Origin of the sequence: Selenomonas sp. AB3002 (genome assembly GCF_000702545.1) — a bacterium.
Lineage (GTDB): Bacteria > Bacillota > Negativicutes > Selenomonadales > Selenomonadaceae > Selenomonas_B > Selenomonas_B ruminantium_A.
Genome location: NZ_JNIO01000002.1, coordinates 233862 through 251326, shown reverse-complemented (window position 1 = coordinate 251326; position 17465 = coordinate 233862). Strand labels below are relative to the sequence as shown.

The 17465-nt window shown below is 53.9% G+C and carries 11 protein-coding genes and 3 rRNA genes; 13 read left to right on the top strand and 1 reads right to left on the bottom strand.

The window, feature by feature from the left end; translation table 11 throughout:
- Position 1: 1 nt before the first annotated feature.
- The 6 genes from P159_RS0101510 (at position 2) to rrf (ending at position 6446) form a co-directional block, all read left to right on the top strand.
- Complete coding sequence (locus P159_RS0101510; RefSeq protein WP_029540750.1) at positions 2 to 337, top strand: YbaB/EbfC family nucleoid-associated protein; 336 nt, start codon at positions 2 to 4, stop codon at positions 335 to 337.
- Entirely contained in the window at positions 338 to 934 is a 597-nt protein-coding gene (recR, locus tag P159_RS0101505) for a recombination mediator RecR (protein WP_029540749.1), read from the top strand.
- Positions 935 to 939: 5 nt separating this feature from the next.
- Positions 940 to 1182 (top strand): pro-sigmaK processing inhibitor BofA family protein, encoded by a 243-nt coding sequence (locus tag P159_RS0101500; protein WP_029540748.1) that lies wholly within the window; start codon positions 940 to 942, stop codon positions 1180 to 1182.
- Positions 1183 to 1587: 405 nt separating this feature from the next.
- A 16S ribosomal RNA gene (locus P159_RS18220) occupies positions 1588 to 3150 on the top strand.
- Positions 3151 to 3351: 201 nt separating this feature from the next.
- Positions 3352 to 6264: ribosomal RNA gene (locus P159_RS0101490) — 23S ribosomal RNA — on the top strand.
- A 65-nt stretch (positions 6265 to 6329) separates the two neighbouring features.
- Positions 6330 to 6446: ribosomal RNA gene (gene rrf, locus P159_RS0101485) — 5S ribosomal RNA — on the top strand.
- The 16S, 23S and 5S rRNA genes sit together here, the layout of an rRNA operon.
- Positions 6447 to 6680: 234 nt before the next feature.
- Here the strand turns inward: rrf and P159_RS0101475 are convergent.
- Positions 6681 to 7832 (bottom strand): HD-GYP domain-containing protein, encoded by a 1152-nt coding sequence (locus P159_RS0101475; protein ID WP_037376830.1) that lies wholly within the window; start codon positions 7830 to 7832, stop codon positions 6681 to 6683.
- A 174-nt stretch (positions 7833 to 8006) separates the two neighbouring features.
- Between P159_RS0101475 and P159_RS0101470 the strand changes: the two genes are divergently transcribed.
- The 7 genes from P159_RS0101470 to P159_RS0101440 all read left to right on the top strand — a co-directional run bounded on the left by P159_RS0101470 (position 8007) and on the right by P159_RS0101440 (position 17463).
- Positions 8007 to 9305: an LCP family protein gene (locus tag P159_RS0101470; RefSeq protein WP_029540744.1), complete on the top strand. Its 1299-nt coding sequence runs from the start codon at positions 8007 to 8009 to the stop codon at positions 9303 to 9305.
- Between the two features lie 20 nt (positions 9306 to 9325).
- Positions 9326 to 11272, top strand: coding sequence for an ABC-F family ATP-binding cassette domain-containing protein (locus tag P159_RS0101465; RefSeq protein WP_029540743.1), 1947 nt, complete (start codon positions 9326 to 9328; stop codon positions 11270 to 11272).
- 3 nt (positions 11273 to 11275) lie between these two features.
- Positions 11276 to 13504 carry an ATP-dependent RecD-like DNA helicase gene (locus P159_RS0101460; RefSeq protein WP_051650041.1) on the top strand — a complete coding sequence of 743 codons (2229 nt, stop codon included), beginning with the start codon at positions 11276 to 11278 and terminating at the stop codon, positions 13502 to 13504.
- A 67-nt stretch (positions 13505 to 13571) separates the two neighbouring features.
- Positions 13572 to 14033, top strand: coding sequence for an RpiB/LacA/LacB family sugar-phosphate isomerase (locus P159_RS0101455; RefSeq protein ID WP_029540739.1), 462 nt, complete (start codon positions 13572 to 13574; stop codon positions 14031 to 14033).
- Complete coding sequence (locus P159_RS19020; RefSeq protein ID WP_029540737.1) at positions 14030 to 15718, top strand: lipase family protein; 1689 nt, start codon at positions 14030 to 14032, stop codon at positions 15716 to 15718. The genes P159_RS0101455 and P159_RS19020 overlap by 4 nt, the downstream gene beginning before the upstream one ends.
- Before the next feature lie 126 nt (positions 15719 to 15844).
- Positions 15845 to 16588 carry a methylenetetrahydrofolate reductase gene (locus tag P159_RS0101445; protein ID WP_029540732.1) on the top strand — a complete coding sequence of 248 codons (744 nt, stop codon included), beginning with the start codon at positions 15845 to 15847 and terminating at the stop codon, positions 16586 to 16588.
- A 38-nt stretch (positions 16589 to 16626) separates the two neighbouring features.
- Complete coding sequence (locus tag P159_RS0101440) at positions 16627 to 17463, top strand: sulfide/dihydroorotate dehydrogenase-like FAD/NAD-binding protein (protein ID WP_029540729.1); 837 nt, start codon at positions 16627 to 16629, stop codon at positions 17461 to 17463.
- Positions 17464 to 17465 lie beyond the last annotated feature (2 nt).

Sequence of the window (17465 nt, the reverse complement as noted above, 5' to 3'; positions counted from 1 at the left end):
AATGTTTGGTGGCATGGGCAATATGGGCAATATGGCCGGTATGATGAAGAAAGTCCAGAAGATGCAGAACGACATGAAGAAGATGCAGGAGGAATTGAAGCGCAAGACTGTGGAAGTGACTGCTGGCGGCGGTGCCGTGAAGATTGTCATGGACGGCGAGAAGCGCGTGCAGGCGCTTACCATTTCTCCGGCAGCTGTAGATCCGGAGGATGTGGAGATGCTGCAGGATCTCATCTCTGCTGCCTTCAATGAGTCTGTGAAAAAGGTTGATGACATGATGGCCTCAGAAATGCAGAAGATGACGGCTGGTCTTGGCCTGCCCCCGGGGTTGTTCTAAGTGGAGCACATTGCACCCCTTGCAAAACTCATAGAGCATTTTCGCGCACTGCCGGGCATTGGTGCCAAAACGGCAGTGCGCCTTGCTTATCATGTACTGGATATGGATGCGGGAGAGGCAAGGGCACTGGCGGGGGCTATCATCGAGGCCAAGGAAAAGATAGGCTTCTGCAATACCTGCTTCAACCTAAGTGACCGCAATCCCTGTGCTATCTGTGCTTCTGCCGAGCGTGATCACTCTGTCATCTGCGTGGTGGAGCAGCCCCAGGATGTGGCAGCCATGGAGCGCATGAGAGATTACAAGGGGCTTTACCATGTGCTGCACGGAGCCCTTTCTCCTTTGGAAGGGGTTGGGCCCGGCGATATACGCATCAAGGAACTTCTGGGGCGTCTGGAAGATGAGTCTGTCAAGGAAATCATCATGGCCACCAATCCCAATGTAGAGGGAGAGGCTACTGCCATGTATCTGGCCAGGCTCTTAAAGCCCATGGGCATCAAGGTCACCCGCATAGCTCACGGGCTGCCTGTAGGGGGAGATTTGGAGTATGCTGATGAGGTAACCTTGTCCAAGGCCATGGAAAATCGGAGGGAAATCTGATAATGTTGGAACTTATTGTAGCTTTTGCTGTGGGCATCATCGTACTGGCGCTGATAGCAAAGGTTATCACACTGCCTTTGCAAGTAGTATGGAAACTGATCACCAATAGCATTGCAGGCGCTATTATCCTCTGGGTGGTAAACCTCTTTGGGGCAGGCGTAGAGATAAGCATTCTGAATGCCCTGATAGCAGGCATTTTCGGCGTGCCGGGCGTGATTGTAGTGCTTTTGCTCAAGTATATGGGATAAGGTGGACAACTTTTTTGAGGAAATCTCAAAAAAGTTGTTGACAAACCTTCTTTGTGCGTGTATCATAATACAAGTCGCTAACGGGAACGGCAAGCGCAAGAATGAATTTTCTTCAATAATATGAGCACCTTGATTGGTTGCTGGAAATTGAAAAAAGAAATTCAAAAAAGTGCTTGACACTCTGGAAGAGACAAGATATAATAAACAAGTCGCTTCAAGAGAGCGATGCTTGAGAAAACAAGTTGTTCCTTGAAAACTAAACAATGCAAAATGAATCATGCAACATGATTCAAGCCAGATGTTAGTCAAACCTTTTGGTTTGAAATAAAACATCGATTGGTATGAACAACATAGCAATCGGCAATTTCTTTAAACAAATGAGAGCTTGATTAAGTTCTTCAATATTTATTGGAGAGTTTGATCCTGGCTCAGGACGAACGCTGGCGGCGTGCTTAACACATGCAAGTCGAACGGGACTGATTGAAAGCTTGCTTTTGAAAAGTCTAGTGGCAAACGGGTGAGTAACGCGTAGGCAACCTGCCTCTAAGATGGGGACAACAGTCCGAAAGGACTGCTAATACCGAATGTTGTGAGTTTTCCGCATGGGAAGCTCATTAAAGATGGCCTCTACTTGTAAGCTATCACTTAGAGATGGGCCTGCGTCTGATTAGCTAGTTGGCGGGGTAACGGCCCACCAAGGCGACGATCAGTAGCCGGTCTGAGAGGATGAACGGCCACATTGGGACTGAGACACGGCCCAGACTCCTACGGGAGGCAGCAGTGGGGAATCTTCCGCAATGGGCGAAAGCCTGACGGAGCAACGCCGCGTGAGTGAAGAAGGTCTTCGGATCGTAAAGCTCTGTCGAAGGGGACGAACGTGGGTTCTATCAACAACGGAACCTAATGACGGTACCTTTCAAGAAAGCCACGGCTAACTACGTGCCAGCAGCCGCGGTAATACGTAGGTGGCGAGCGTTGTCCGGAATCATTGGGCGTAAAGGGAGCGCAGGCGGGAAATCAAGTCCATCTTAAAAGTTCGGGGCTCAACCCCGTGATGGGATGGAAACTGGTTTTCTTGAGTGCAGGAGAGGAAAGCGGAATTCCTAGTGTAGCGGTGAAATGCGTAGATATTAGGAGGAACACCAGTGGCGAAGGCGGCTTTCTGGACTGTAACTGACGCTGAGGCTCGAAAGCGTGGGGAGCGAACAGGATTAGATACCCTGGTAGTCCACGCCGTAAACGATGAGTGCTAGGTGTAGGAGGTATCGACCCCTCCTGTGCCGGAGTTAACGCAATAAGCACTCCGCCTGGGGAGTACGGCCGCAAGGCTGAAACTCAAAGGAATTGACGGGGGCCCGCACAAGCGGTGGAGTATGTGGTTTAATTCGACGCAACGCGAAGAACCTTACCAGGGCTTGACATTGAGTGAAACATCCAGAGATGGATGCCTCTCTTCGGAGACACGAAAACAGGTGGTGCATGGCTGTCGTCAGCTCGTGTCGTGAGATGTTGGGTTAAGTCCCGCAACGAGCGCAACCCCTATCATTTGTTGCCAGCACGTCAAGGTGGGAACTCAAATGAGACTGCCGCGGACAACGCGGAGGAAGGCGGGGATGACGTCAAGTCATCATGCCCCTTATGTCCTGGGCTACACACGTACTACAATGGGATGGACAGAGAGCAGCGAACCCGCGAGGGCAAGCGAACCCCATAAACCATCTCCCAGTTCGGATTGCAGGCTGCAACCCGCCTGCATGAAGTCGGAATCGCTAGTAATCGCAGGTCAGCATACTGCGGTGAATACGTTCCCGGGCCTTGTACACACCGCCCGTCACACCACGGAAGTCATTCACACCCGAAGCCGGTGGGTTAACCGCAAGGAAACAGCCGTCTAAGGTGGGGGCGATGACTGGGGTGAAGTCGTAACAAGGTAGCCGTATCGGAAGGTGCGGCTGGATCACCTCCTTTCTAAGGATTATTCCTAGGTCGTTAGCATCTGGTTTTGCATTGTCTAGTTTTGAAGGTACAACACCTTCTAATTGATCTTTGAAAACTACACAGAAGAATGAAATGTATCAATTTCAACCAAGGTAACAATTGGTTTGAACGAACATTTTAGGATTCAAAAGCATAGACATCTGAAACAGATGAACTTAGTTGCTTATTTTAAGTTAAGCTACCAAGGGCATATGGTGGATGCCTAGGCGTTCCGAGTCGATGAAGGACGCGATAAGCTGCGATAAGCTGGGACGAGCCGCAAGTAGGCTTTGACTCCCGGATCTCCGAATGGGGCAACCCGATACGAGTCATGTCGTATCATCCGAAAGGAAGACACACCTGGTGAACTGAAACATCTAAGTAGCCAGAGGAAAAGTAATCAAGAGAGATTCCCTCAGTAGCGGCGAGCGAACAGGGAAGAGCCCAAACCGGGAGACTTCGGTCACCCGGGGTTGAGGACCGGCATAAAGCAGAAAGATCCTAGCTGAAGCTTCTGGGAAGGAGCGGCACAGAGAGTGAAACCCTCGTAAGCGAAAGGATAAGAAGTGGGCCGGTATCCAGAGTACCACGAGACACGTGAAACCTTGTGGGAAGCAGGGTGGACCACCATCCAAGGCAAAATACTACGGAACGACCGATAGCGCATAGTACCGTGAGGGAAAGGTGAAAAGGACCCCGGGAGGGGAGTGAAATAGAACCTGAAACCGTATGTCTACAAGCAGTTGAAGCACTTTATATGTGCGACAGCGTGCCTATTGAAGAATGAACCGGCGAGTTAATCTATGTGGCAAGGTTAAGCGGAAAACGCGGAGCCGAAGGGAAACCGAGTCTTAACAGGGCGAAGGTCACATGGATTAGACCCGAAACCACAGTGATCTATGCATGGCCAGGCTGAAGCTCAGGTAAAAATGAGTGGAGGGCCGAACCCGTGAGTGTTGAAAAACTTTGGGATGAGCTGTGCATAGGGGTGAAATGCCAATCGAACGTGGAGATAGCTGGTTCTCCCCGAAATAGCTTTAGGGCTAGCCTCAGGCGACACATGCAGACGGTAGAGCACTGATCGGACGCGGGTCTGTAATGGATACCAACTCCAGTCAAACTACGAATGGCTGCATGAGAAGAACCTGGGAGTCAGAGTGCGAGTGATAAGACCCGTACTCAAGAGGGAAACAGCCCAGACCGCCGACTAAGGTCCCCAATGCTGTACTAAGTGGAAAAGGATGTAGGACTTCATAAACAACCAGGATGTTGGCTCAGAAGCAGCCACCATTCAAAGAGTGCGTAATAGCTCACTGGTCGAGAGGCCCTGCGCCGAAAATATCCGGGGCTCAAGTACAGAACCGAAGTCGCGGCAGACGCAAGTCTGGGTAGGGGAGCGTTCCAAGGGCGTTGAAGGTTGACCGCAAGGACAGCTGGAGCGCTTGGAAGTGAGAATGCTGGTATGAGTAGCGAAACGGTCAGTGAGAATCTGACCCACCGAAAGCCTAAGGGATCCTGGGCAACGCTCGTCGTCCCAGGGTAAGTCGGGACCTAAGCCGAGGCAGCAAGCATAGGCGATGGACAACAGGCAAAAATTCCTGTACCGCATGGAACCGTTTGAGGATGGAGTGACGCAGCAAGGAGCTTGAGCTGGCGATTGGAAATGCCAGTCGAAGGCGGTAGGCTGGTGTGGAGGCAAATCCCCACATCGTAAGGCCGAGAACCGATAGATAGGGAACCCTGCGGGGTGAACAAATTCAAGCGTACTACACTGCCGAGAAAAGCTTCTAACGAGGTGAAATGCGCCCGTACCAAAACCGACACAGGTAGGCGGGGAGAGAATCCTAAGGTGCGCGGGAGAACCCTCGTTAAGGAACTCGGCAAAATGCATCCGTAACTTCGGGAGAAGGATGGCCGGAGCTGGTGAAGTCCCCTGCGGATGGAGCTGGAGCCGGCGACAGAAGAGAAGCCCAAGCGACTGTTTACCACAAACACAGGTGCCTGCTAAAGAGAAATCTGACGTATAGGTGCTGACACCTGCCCGGTGCTGGAAGGTTAAGAGGAAGGGTCAGGCGCAAGCTGAAGCTCTGAATTGAAGCCCCAGTAAACGGCGGCCGTAACTATAACGGTCCTAAGGTAGCGAAATTCCTTGTCGGGTAAGTTCCGACCCGCACGAAAGGTGTAACGATTTGGGCACTGTCTCAACGAGGGACCCGGTGAAATTGAAATACCTGTGAAGATGCAGGTTACCCGCGACTGGACAGAAAGACCCCATGGAGCTTTACTGCAGCCTGGCATTGATTTTTGGCATGTAACGTACAGGATAGCTGGGAGACGGAGAACCACCATCGCCAGATGATGGGGAGTCATTGTTGGGATACCAGCCTTTACGTGTTAGGAATCTAACTCTAGGATTAACAAAACTGAGGACAGTACCAGGTGGGCAGTTTGACTGGGGCGGTCGCCTCCGAAAGAGTAACGGAGGCGTCCAAAGGTTCCCTCAGCGCGGACAGAAATCGCGCGAAGAGTATAAAGGCAGAAGGGAGCTTGACTGCGAGACATACAGGTCGAGCAGGTACGAAAGTAGGGCTTAGTGATCCGGTGGAATGAGAGTGGAATTGCCATCGCTCAACGGATAAAAGCTACCCTGGGGATAACAGGCTAATCTCTCCCAAGAGTCCATATCGACGGGGAGGTTTGGCACCTCGATGTCGGCTCATCACATCCTGGGGCTGAAGCAGGTCCCAAGGGTTGGGCTGTTCGCCCATTAAAGTGGTACGTGAGCTGGGTTCAGAACGTCGTGAGACAGTTCGGTCCATATCCATCGCGGGCGCAAGATACATGAGGGAGACTGCTCCTAGTACGAGAGGACCGGAGTGGACGGACCGCCGGTGAACCAGTCATGCCGCCAGGTGTGCAGCTGGGCAGCTGCGTCCGGAAGGGATAAACGCTGAAAGCATCTAAGCGTGAAGCCTGTCCCGAGATGAAGTATCTCATAGCACAAGCTAGTAAGACACCTTGAAGAAGACAAGGTTGATAGGGTAGGTGTGGAAGTACCGTGAGGTATGAAGCTAACTACTACTAATATGTCGAGGGCTTAACTTAAATTAAAATGTTCAATACACGATTTCTTCTGTATAGTTTTGAAAGAGCAATCTTTCAACTGAATATCTGGTGGCGATGCCTGAATGGATCCACCTGTTCCCATTCCGAACACAGTAGTTAAGCATTCAGAGGCCGAAAGTACTTGCCTGGAGACGGGCTGGGAGGATAGGAAGCTGCCAGTTAAGCGAAGGCACCCTGCGGGGTGCTTTTTTGTTGCTGGCACTGCTGGTGGGCGTTCGGGGCATGGGCATGGCAACGCTTCACTTGGAATTTTACCATAGAATCTAAGCTCCCACTGCGCTTTGCTCACTAAGATTTATGGTAAAATTCCACACGTTCCGCTTATGCCATACCCATGCCCCTCACTTACTGGCGATAAACCAATAAACACAAAAAAAGCCGCTGCACGCGGCTTTTTAGCTTCCCTGGTTCATAAGGTAATAAGTGGGATCGAAATTCAGCTCGTGGAGGAAGTGGCGCAACTCGTTATCGAGGATAACCAGCTGGATAGCATCGTTCTTTTCCTCAGTATTGCTGAGATTGATGGTCAAGGGCTTTTTCATGAGCTTGCCTTCAAGGGTGGCAAAGACGATGATGGTGGGAGTGGAGGTACGCCCAAACTGGACTTCAGAAACTATGGCGAAGCCGTAGACGGTTTGGAGAATAGTGCCTACGGGGTAGAGGGCTACGTTATTGAAGAAAATATCAAGCACTTCCGGGTCGAACTGCCCCCTGTTCAGCCGCACCATGATGTTGTGGGCCACATTGGGGGGATAGGCTTTCTTATAGGGACGTACGCTGGTGAGGGCATCATAGACATCTGCCACGGCCACCACCTTGGCGTAGCGGTTTATCTGGCCGCCTCTGAGACCTCTGGGGTATCCTTTGCCGTCTATATGCTCATGGTGCTCGGCGGCGATTGAGGCCAGGGTGCTGGCATCAGGCAGCTTGTCCTGCATCTCCATGATGCGCAGGGCGCCGTTGCCGGGATGTTGCTTGATGGTATCATATTCTACATCTGTCAGTCGTCCGGGCTTGTTCAGGAGGTCATTTGGGGTATCAATCTTGCCCACATCATGGAGCATGGCTCCCATGGTCAGCAGCTGCAGATCCTTTTGGTTGTAGCCTTTCAGCACTCCCATCATGGCCGAGAGGATGGCCACGTTGACGCTGTGGGCAAAGGTGTAAGTGTCATGGAGACGGATATCCGTGAGCTGTACCAGATTGTGACGCCGTTCGATGATATCCAGGACCAGTGTGTCCGTAACGGATTGTATGGCAGCCACGTCCAGGCTGCCTTCTTTTTCTATGGATTGAAAGGCGTTGTAAATGGTCTCTATGGCATGAATGCGGGTATTTTCCTGCACGATGTCTTCGGGGGGAGGCAGCTGGAAACGCGGGTCAGAGGAAGTGACGGTTACTGCAGGCAGTCCGATTTTGGAAAGACGTGCAATATATTCCTCGGTCAGTGGTCTGCCCTTCACCAGGTAGCTTGCGCCGCGCCTGTTGTAGATGCTTTGGGCGATAATCATGCCGGGTTTCAGTTTTTTTATGGGCAGGCGTATCATTCTATCACTACCTTTCTCGCTATATATGATTCAATCTTACCTTATTTTATCCTGCTTGAACAGCTATATTTTTCCGATTTTTGCCCGCTTTCTGCAGGTCATTGCGGCAGGCTTCCAGATTTGATATACTAGGCTTCGTGGGTCCATATATATTTAGGTAAGGAGCAGAGCTCAATGCGAAAGAAACGCAAAGTAAAGCGTGATTATACCAGGGTGAAATGGCTGGGAGCCGTTGCCCTGCTGGTGATGTTGGTGGCTGTCGCCCTTTTGCGCGGCGGCATAAGTCCCGGAGCATCTCCAGGGGAGGTCAGCCGTCCTGACGATGTGAAGTACGTGATGATCATGGGAGTTGACCGCCGGGCAGATGATGTGGGCCGCAGCGACACCCTGATGGTGGCTGCTGTGGATGTGGACAGCAGCAAGGCAGCCCTTCTGTCCATTCCCCGTGATACCAGGGTGGCCATTGAGGGAAATGGCTTTGACAAGATAAACCATGCCTATGCCTTTGGGGGGCACAAACTCACCCAGCAGACAGTGGAAAATCTGTTGGGGGTCAAGATGGATCACTATATCCTCATTGACACCAAATCCTTTGAGCGCATCATTGACGCCATCGGCGGCGTAGACCTGAATGTGGAAAAGCGCATGTATTACGAGGACCCCTGGGATGATAACGGGGGGCTGGTCATTGACCTTTATCCTGGTGAGCAGCATTTGGACGGGGACAGGGCCATCCAGTATGTGCGCTATCGCGACGGCGAGGGTGACATTGGCCGGGTGGGCCGTCAGCAGAAGTTCATGAAGGCGGTGCTGGCCAAGGTCATTTCTACAGAGATGCTGCCCCGCCTGCCCAAGCTGGCAGAGGAAATCCGCACGGCTGTGGAGACGGATATGAGCGTCACGGAACTGCTGGAATTTGCAGGGCTGATGGAGCAGGTACACAAGAACGGCCTGCAAGCCCAGATGGTGCCGGGACAGCCTGCTTTCCTGCAGGATATCAGCTACTGGATTCCCGATATTACTGATGTGCGTGCCATTCTGCCTCAGGCTTTGGGCTTGGAACTGGGCACGGAAGCGCAGCAGGCAGACCAGGAGGCTGAGGACAAGTACCTGGCTGAACTGCCCAAGGGAATCAAGCTGGGAGAGAAGCAGGATGGCCAGTCTTCGGCCGGCACTGAGGAGAAGCCTGAGCCTCAGGAACCCATGAAGCCCTCGGAAATCAAGGTGCTGGTGATAAATGACAGCGGCATCAACGGGGCTGGCGCGGAGGCAGCAGAAATCCTCCAGCGCAAGGGTTTTGTGATTTCCAGCGTGGAGACTGGCAAGACCAGTTCCCGTGAGCAGACCAGCATCACAACCTCTGCCCGCAACACCGATGTGTTCTACGGTATGCCCTTCCCCTGCATCATCATGGATGGGGGCAGCAGCAATCAGGCGGTGCTGCGCATAGGGCTTGATTACAAGACAAGGTAACAGGAGAAACGCAATTGAGTATGCTCAAGGTACAAGGCCTCAAGAAGGCCTTTGGCATAGACGAACTTTTTAACGATGTGAATTTTGAGATTTCCCGGGGGGACAAGGTGGGGCTGGTGGGGCCGAATGGTGCCGGCAAGACTACCTTGATGCGCTGCCTCATGGGACTGGAAGAAAGCGACGGGGGAACCGTCGCTTTTGACACTAATGCCACCATCGGTTATGTGGAACAGCAGGCTGATTTTGGCACGGGCACCCTCTTTGAGGAATTCAAGCGGGCCTTTGAGGATATCATCGAACTGGGTGAACGCAAGAAGGCGCTGGAAAAGGCCATTGCGGAAAATCATGATGAGGAGACCCTTTCTGCCTATGGCCGCGTAGTGGAGCGTTTTGAGCTCCTGGGGGGCTATGACTATGAGAGCCGTATCCGCCGCATTGCCTACGGCCTGGGCTTTACGGAGGAGGAGTTCAAGAAGAACGTCCAGCATTTCTCCGGGGGACAGAAGACCCGCATCTGCCTGGCCAAAGCCCTTCTGAGGGAGCCTGACTTCCTTTTCCTGGATGAGCCTACCAACCACCTGGATATCAGGATGATTGAGTGGCTGGAAGGGTTCCTCAAAACCTACAGCGGCGGCGTGCTGATCATCTCCCATGACCGTTACTTCCTGGACCGCATTGCCACCCATATCTTTGAGCTGGATGGTAAGACCATCACTGCCTACCATGGCAACTACACCTACTACATGAAGGTGAAGACGGAGCGCAGGGCAGCCCTGCAGTCTGCCTATGAGAAGCAGCAGGAGCATATCAAAAAGACCGAAGAGTATATCAGGAAGTACAAGGCGGGCATCAAGTCCAAGCAGGCCCGGGGCCGTCAGAGCCAGCTGAACAGGCTGGAACGCATCGTGCTGCCGCCGGAGACGGCCACCTTCAACTACTTTGCCCTGAATGCTCCGCCGGAGTGTGCCCAGCGGGTGGCGGAACTGGAGAATATTTCTTTTGCCTTTGGCAATCACGAGGTCTTCAAGGACATAAATCTCCTGATCCGCAATGGTGATGGTGTGGCTCTGGTGGGTCCCAACGGGGCAGGCAAGACCACTCTGCTGAGGATTCTGGTGGGAGAGCTTGCTCCCAAAAGCGGCGATGTGAAAATCGGCAGCCGGGTGAAAATCGGCTACTTCTCCCAGCAGCATGAAGGGCTGAATCCTGAAAACACCATTCTGGACGAAATCCTCTATGAGTATGGCATGGATGAGGAACAGGCCAGGAAATATCTGGGAGCCTTCCTCTTCCATGGGGATGAGGTGCTGCGCCGCATAGGAGAACTTTCAGGCGGTGAGCAGTCCCGGGTTGCCTTCCTCAAGCTGATGCTGACGGGGGCCAATTTCCTGATTCTGGATGAGCCTACCAACCATCTGGATATCCCGGCCCGGGAGGCAGTGGAGGAGGCCCTCATGGCCTACCCCGGCACCTTCCTGGCAGTATCCCATGACCGCTACTTCCTGGATAAAGTGGCCAACTGCACCCTGGAGCTGGCTGAGGGCACTCTCACGGAGTATACCGGCGGCTACAGCTACTATCTCATGAAGAAGGAAGCTGAAGTGGAAGCTGAGGCCGAGGAGCGGGCAGAAAGGGAAGCCGAGGAGCGCAGGCAGAAGGAAAAGCAGAAGCAGGCGCAGGTTGCTGGTAATCAGCAGGAAAAGGCTGCCAGAAAGCAGGAACAGCAGAAAGCAGAGCTGGGACGCATCCAGAGCATGAGCGATGCCAAGCGCACTGAGATGATCCAGCGGGCCGAGGCGGAAATCGCCATGGCTGAGGCTGAGCTCAAGGGCCTGGAATATGAGATGAATCTGCCAGAGGTGCAGGCTGATCCGGAAAAGAGCCAGCAGATAGCCGAAGCCTATGCAGCCAAGGAGAAGGAAATCGAGGAGCGCTATGAGAAGTGGGCGCAGCTGACGGAGGCGTAAGCCATGAGTAAAGCAAAAGAAGCTGACAGCCAGCAGCTTTCTCTGCCAGGACTGGAGGCAGCGGAAGAACTGGAAGGCGTGGTGGACAGCATTGTCTTTGCTTCGGAGGACGGCAGGTTTTCCGTTATCCGCTTGCAGCCTGTGCATACCAAGAGCCGCACTTCCGTCACTTTGAGCTGTGAGCCGCCGCTGGTGGGCCAGCAGGTGCATCTTACGGGCAAGTGGGTCACCCACCCCCGCTTCGGCCAGCAGTTCAAGGCTGAGAGCATGCACCTTTCCTCCCCCACCAGTGCCGCAGGCATAGAGCGCTTCCTGGCCTCCGGGGTCATTGAAGGCTGCGGACCGGTGAACGCCAGTCGGCTGGTTAAGCATTTTGGCAAGGACACTTTGGATATCATAGAAAACCACCCCGGCAGGCTGAAGGAAGTGCCGGGCATCGGCAAGAAGACGGCGGAGAAAATCGCCGAATCCTACCGGGCCCAGTCGGAGCTGCGGGAAATCATGCTGTGGCTGGAAAGCCACGGCGTGTCCGGCACTTATGCCGCCCGCATCTTCAAGGTTTACGGCTCCTTTGCTTTGGAAGTGCTGGAAAAGTCTCCCTATCGCCTGGCCCGTGAGGTGGAGGGCATAGGCTTTGCCACGGCAGATGCTATCGCGTCTTCCATGGGGCTGACCAAGGATGATGAAGGGAGAGTGGCGGCAGGCATTGACTACGCCCTGCAGAATATTGCCCTCTCAGGCCATTGCTGTGTGCCGGAGGACCCTTTGGTCAGCAAATCCGCCAGCCTGCTGCATGTGGAACCTCAGCGAGTGAGGGAAGTGCTCAAAGTCCAGCTTCAGCGGCAGGCCTTGGCCGTGGAACATGTCAAGGGCGGTTCGGAGCTCTTGATATATCCTCCCTATCTTTACAGGGCAGAGGTGAAGGCTGCCAAAAAGCTTCTCTATCTGCAGAAATATGCCGATGAATATGAAACGGCAAGCACAGACCGCAGGATTGAGAAGTGGGAGCACCGCACAGGTGTGACCTTGGCAGAGGGCCAGAGGGAAGCCATGAAGGCGGCTCTTACTTATGGGGTCATGGTGCTTACCGGCGGTCCCGGTACAGGCAAGACCACGGTGGTGCGGGGCATTATCGACCTTTTGGAGGCCAAGGGGCTGGAGGTGCAGCTGGGGGCGCCCACAGGCCGGGCGGCCAAGCGGCTTTCGGAGGCTGCGGACCGCAAGGCCATGACTATCCACCGCATGCTGGAGGCCCAGGGGGGCAAAGGCGGCATGGCCTTTGCCAAGGACGAGGAGCAGCAACTGGAGGCTGATGTCATCATCCTGGACGAGGTTTCCATGATGGATATCGTGCTCATGGAGCACTTCCTGGCGGCGGTGCCGGATGGCTGCCATCTGGTGCTGGTTGGGGACGTGGACCAGCTGCCTGCCGTGGGGCCGGGGTCGGTGCTGAAGGATATCCTGCGCTCCGGGGTCATACCCAGGGTTTGCCTGACGGAGGTCTTCCGCCAGGGGGAGGGCAGCGGCATTGTCATGAATGCCCACGCCATCAACGCCGGACGATTGCCAGAGTGCAGTCCCCTGGGGGAGGGGGATTTCCAGTTCATTCCCCTGCCGGACGGCACAGCCACGGCTGAAATGGTGGTGAAGCTCTGTCGGGAGATCCTTCCAAAGGAAGGTTGGTCACCCCTGCAGGATGTGCAGGTGCTCGCGCCCATGCACAGGCAGGAGTGTGGCACGGAGAATCTCAACAAGCTCCTGCAGGAGGCTCTGAATCCCAAGAGCCCCCAAAAACCGGAGTTCAAGAATTCCATCCAGACCTTCCGGTTGGGTGACAAGGTCATGCAGACCAAGAACAACTATCAGAAGCACGTGTTCAACGGGGATATTGGCTTTATCGTGCAGATGGAGCCGGAGAAGGCCAGCGTGAAGTTCGGCGATGACTTCATCGTGGATTATGAGAAAAGCGAGCTTATAGAACTGCAGCTGGCCTATGCCATGAGCGTCCACAAGAGCCAGGGCAGCGAGTATCCCGTCATCATCCTGCCATTGGTGGAAAACCACTATATCATGCTGCAGAGGAATCTCCTGTATACGGCAGTCACCCGTGCCAAGCAGAGGGTGATTCTCCTGGGCAGCAAGGCGGCGCTCAACACGGCGGTGGAAAATGACCGCACCAAAAGGCGCTACACCCTGCTGGCAGAAAGGCTGGCACAGCAGATTGACCCTTGACCCCGCAGTTTTAATCTGGTAGGCTTAATGTCAAGGAATATTTTGACAATATGGGGAGGAATTGACCATGAAGATAGCAATGGCTAATGATCATGCAGGCACCAAGCTGAAAGAGGAAATCAAGGCTTATCTTGAGAGCGAGGGCCATGAGGTGAAGGATTTCGGCACCTATGATGAGGAGTCCTGCGACCTGTCGGATTTTGTCTATCCTGCAGCTTTGGCTGTGGCCAAGGGCGAGTGTGACAGGGGCGTTTTCGTGGACGGCGTGGGCTACGGCAGCGCCATGATTGCCAACAAGCTGAATGGCATCTACGCCGTGGTGTGTCAGGACCCCTTCTGCGCCCAGCTTGCCCGTGAGCACAATGATTCCAATGTGCTGTGCCTGGGGGGCAAAATCATCGGCGGCGCCATCGCCATGGAGACGGTGAAGACCTGGATGCACACCGACCCGCTGACGGCTGAGAAATATCGCCGTCGCGTGCAGAAGGTGAAGGAAATAAACGACAAGCACTGCGTGGAGGTCAAGTGAGACCAGGCGTGCTGAAGGGGCTCGTGCTGGCAGGTCTGCTGGCAGGGGCCTCTTTGGCTGTAACAAGTACAGCAGAGGCTATGCCTGTGAATGCAGAACTGCCGGTAGGGGCAGTCAGTACAGCTGAAGAAGTACCTCTGTCTTACCAGTGGGACAAGTATTGGCTTCAGGGGGACAGCTATGTTTACAATCATGGGCTGGCACGCATCTGTGGGGCCATATCATCATCTGTATACCTGCAGGAGCAGGGCACACTGACCAGGCTTTGGACGGAGCTGGGCGGCGATGGCAGTTCTGTGCGCGACTATCATTACAAGCTGATAGAGCCTGAGTATAAGGATAAGAGCGCGTATTCCTTCGGCCTGATGGAACTGCCCAACGGAGATATAGCAGTGCTGGTGGCCATACGCGGCACCAACGGCCAGCAGGAATGGCTCAGCAATCTCAATATTGCGGACTCCACCCGTAAGAAGCAGCGCTACCATGAGGGCTTCGAGAAGGCTGCCCGACTGGTGCTGCAGGATCTTTACGCCTATCTGCAGGAGCAGGGGGTAGAGGAAGGCCGGGCCAGCTTCCTGATTACGGGCCATAGCCGGGGGGCGGCGGTGGCCGATTTGGTAGGTGCGTTCCTGGACAGGGGGGAACCTGCTGACGATGGCACAATCTTCCAAGTGGAATCCAGCCAGGTATACACCTATACCTTTGCCACTCCCAGCAGCTGCACGGTCATAGGAGAGCGCAGGGCGGGACTCTATCAGAATATCTTCAATATCATCAACCCGGAGGATGCAGTGCCGGAGCTGCCCTTCAAGGGAGGTTCCTGGGATTACAATAATTTTGGGGTCTGCCTCTATCTGCCTACCGCTACCAAGCTCAAGGGCAACACAGAGCGTTATGACCAGCTGGTGGCCAGGATGGAAGTGCCATTTACGGAGCTGACTGGCAGGCGTTATAAGCCCATGCCGGGCAGTGAAGAGTTTGCCCGGGCGGTGAAGAATATGCAGTGGGCCGTGGGGTCTGTGGAAAAATTCTACAAGCGCCGGGGCAAGCTGGGGCATACTGCTATGGTAAATGCTATCAAGAAAAGTATGCCAGAGAGCGGTGAACAGGCTGCCAGCGGGGTGGGCTTCACGGAAATGCTGCAGGAAAAGAATCCTGAGGCAGCCAGGAGTGCCATGAATATGCATTCGGCAGACACTTACAATGCCTGGATTCTATCTGGCGAGCCAAAAGAGATTTATATGCGGGGAACCCCTACCTTGTGCCGCTTGCAAGTGGATTTTGAAGGGAAGCAGCCTGTGAAAGTGAATCCCGGCCAAAGTGGCATTCCTTTGGAAATAACGCTGTCTTTGCCTGGGGGAGAGGAAACAGCTTCCTATTTGAATGGCAGCATAACCCATCAGTCCCACAGCGTGGATTCGGAACTGAAAGTTTATGGCAGGATGGCCTCTTTCATGGTGCCGGAAGGAGAAAAACTGGAAGTAAGCGTGAAGGTTCCTGACTCTGGGGAGGAAATTGCCTTCCAGCTTGTCACCAGCTTGGAGGCTAACGAGGAAAATGGCCTGGAAAAATATCAGCAACCCCTGTCCTCAGCCAGGAAAATCCTGAAACCGGGAGAGTCGGCAAGATTCCTGATTGATAACCGTAAGGCAGGGGAAGTAAGAAGCAACAAATCCGATCATTGAGGGGCTATTCTTTTGGGCGCTTTAGCTTGCAAAAGAGGTGGAAACAGTTTACAATATTACTGACTTTGGCCAAGTATTAGCCTGGTTTTATGAGACATAAATTTCCTTAATGATAGGGGGCAGAACATGAAGCGTGTTTCCGTTGAACTGGTGCCGCGGGAGGAAGAAAGCCTGCGGGGAGAACTGGAACTCTTGAAAAAATACCAAGGGCAGGTAAATGTCATCAATATCCCTGATCTCCTTAGGCTGCCGCTGCGCAGCTGGGAGGGGGCAGGCATTGCCCAGGATTATTTCGGCACGGTGATGCCCCATATCAGAGCCATGGACGTAGACCTTGATAAGGAGCTGCCCATGAAGGAATACCTGCGTGAGCACCGCATCACTGAGGTGCTGGTCATCGAGGGCGACCCGCCCCAGGATATGCTCCACGAGGTTTATCCCACCCAGTCTACTGATGTTATCCGCAAGTTCCGTCAGGAAATGCCTGAGGTGAAGGTCTATGCAGGCATTGACCAATACCGCTCTTCCATGAAGGAAGAACTCTACAGGACCCGCCGCAAGAAGCAGGCGGGGGCAGCGGGTTTCTTCACCCAGCCTTTCTTTGATCTGCGTTATCTGGAGGTTTATGCGGATATGCTGCAGGGCATGGAAGTGTACTGGGGCGTTTCCCCGGTTATGAACAGCCGTTCCCAGAGCTACTGGGAGAGGAAGAACAACGTGGTCTTCCCCCATGACTTCCGCCCTGACCTGGAGTGGAGTGTGGCCTTTGCCAAGAAGGTCATGGATTTCGCAGAGCGCACGGGCAGCAGCCTTTACGTCATGCCCATCAAAACCAATCTGGAAGCTTACCTGGCCGGTATTTTCGGCTGAGAAATAGATTTGCATAATTGTATTTAGGAGAGTGCAGCATGTTCAAGATTTTGAAGAAAGAGGAGTGGTCTCCCAGCGTTTTCGCCATGGAGATTGAAGCACCCCGGGTGGCTAAGAAGGCCCAGGCAGGACAGTTCATCGTCCTGCGTGTAGATGAAAAGGGAGAGCGCATTCCCCTTACCATTGCAGATTTCAACCGTGAGACCGGCGCCGTGCTGATCGTGTTCCAGGTCATCGGCGCTTCCACTATGAAGCTGGCTGAGCTCAATGTGGGGGATTCCATCGTAGATTTCGTGGGTCCTCTGGGCCAGCCTTCCGAGATTGAGAAGCTGGGCACCGTAGTGGTTGTGGGCGGCGGCATCGGCGTGGCTCCCACTTATCCCATTGCCCGTGCCATGAAGGAAGCAGGCAACAAAGTCATCGCCATCATGGGCGCCAAGACAAAGGACATCCTCATCATGGAGGAGGAGATGAAGGCCGTCACTGATGAAGTGGTGGTCACCACCGACGATGGCTCCTACGGCATCAAGGGCTTTGTCACCAATGCAGTGCAGGCTCTGGTGGACCGCGGGGAGAAGATTGACCAGATTACCGCCATCGGTCCTGTCATCATGATGAAGAGCGTGGCAGATGCTACCCATGATTTAGGCATCCGCACCATCGTCAGCCTGAACCCCATCATGGTGGATGGTACCGGCATGTGCGGCGGCTGCCGGGTGCAGGTGGGTGACGAGACCAAGTTTGCCTGCGTGGACGGCCCGGAGTTTGACGGCCACCTGGTGGATTTCAAAGGCCTCATGAGCCGTCAGCGCATGTACCGTGACCTGGAAGCCCAGGAAAAGGATCATGTGTGCAATATCGGGTTGGATCGCTGAGC

Excerpts from the sequence above, each read along its gene's own strand:
- P159_RS0101475 (WP_037376830.1), bottom strand. The coding sequence starts at position 7,832 with ATGATACGCCTGCCCATAAAAAAACTGAAACCCGGCATGATTATCGCC.
- P159_RS0101460 (WP_051650041.1), top strand. The coding sequence starts at position 11,276 with ATGAGTAAAGCAAAAGAAGCTGACAGCCAGCAGCTTTCTCTGCCAGGA.
- P159_RS0101465 (WP_029540743.1), top strand. The coding sequence starts at position 9,326 with ATGCTCAAGGTACAAGGCCTCAAGAAGGCCTTTGGCATAGACGAACTT.
- P159_RS0101440 (WP_029540729.1), top strand. The coding sequence starts at position 16,627 with ATGTTCAAGATTTTGAAGAAAGAGGAGTGGTCTCCCAGCGTTTTCGCC.
- P159_RS0101510 (WP_029540750.1), top strand. The coding sequence starts at position 2 with ATGTTTGGTGGCATGGGCAATATGGGCAATATGGCCGGTATGATGAAG.
- P159_RS0101445 (WP_029540732.1), top strand. The coding sequence starts at position 15,845 with ATGAAGCGTGTTTCCGTTGAACTGGTGCCGCGGGAGGAAGAAAGCCTG.
- P159_RS0101455 (WP_029540739.1), top strand. The coding sequence starts at position 13,572 with ATGAAGATAGCAATGGCTAATGATCATGCAGGCACCAAGCTGAAAGAG.
- P159_RS0101470 (WP_029540744.1), top strand. The coding sequence starts at position 8,007 with ATGCGAAAGAAACGCAAAGTAAAGCGTGATTATACCAGGGTGAAATGG.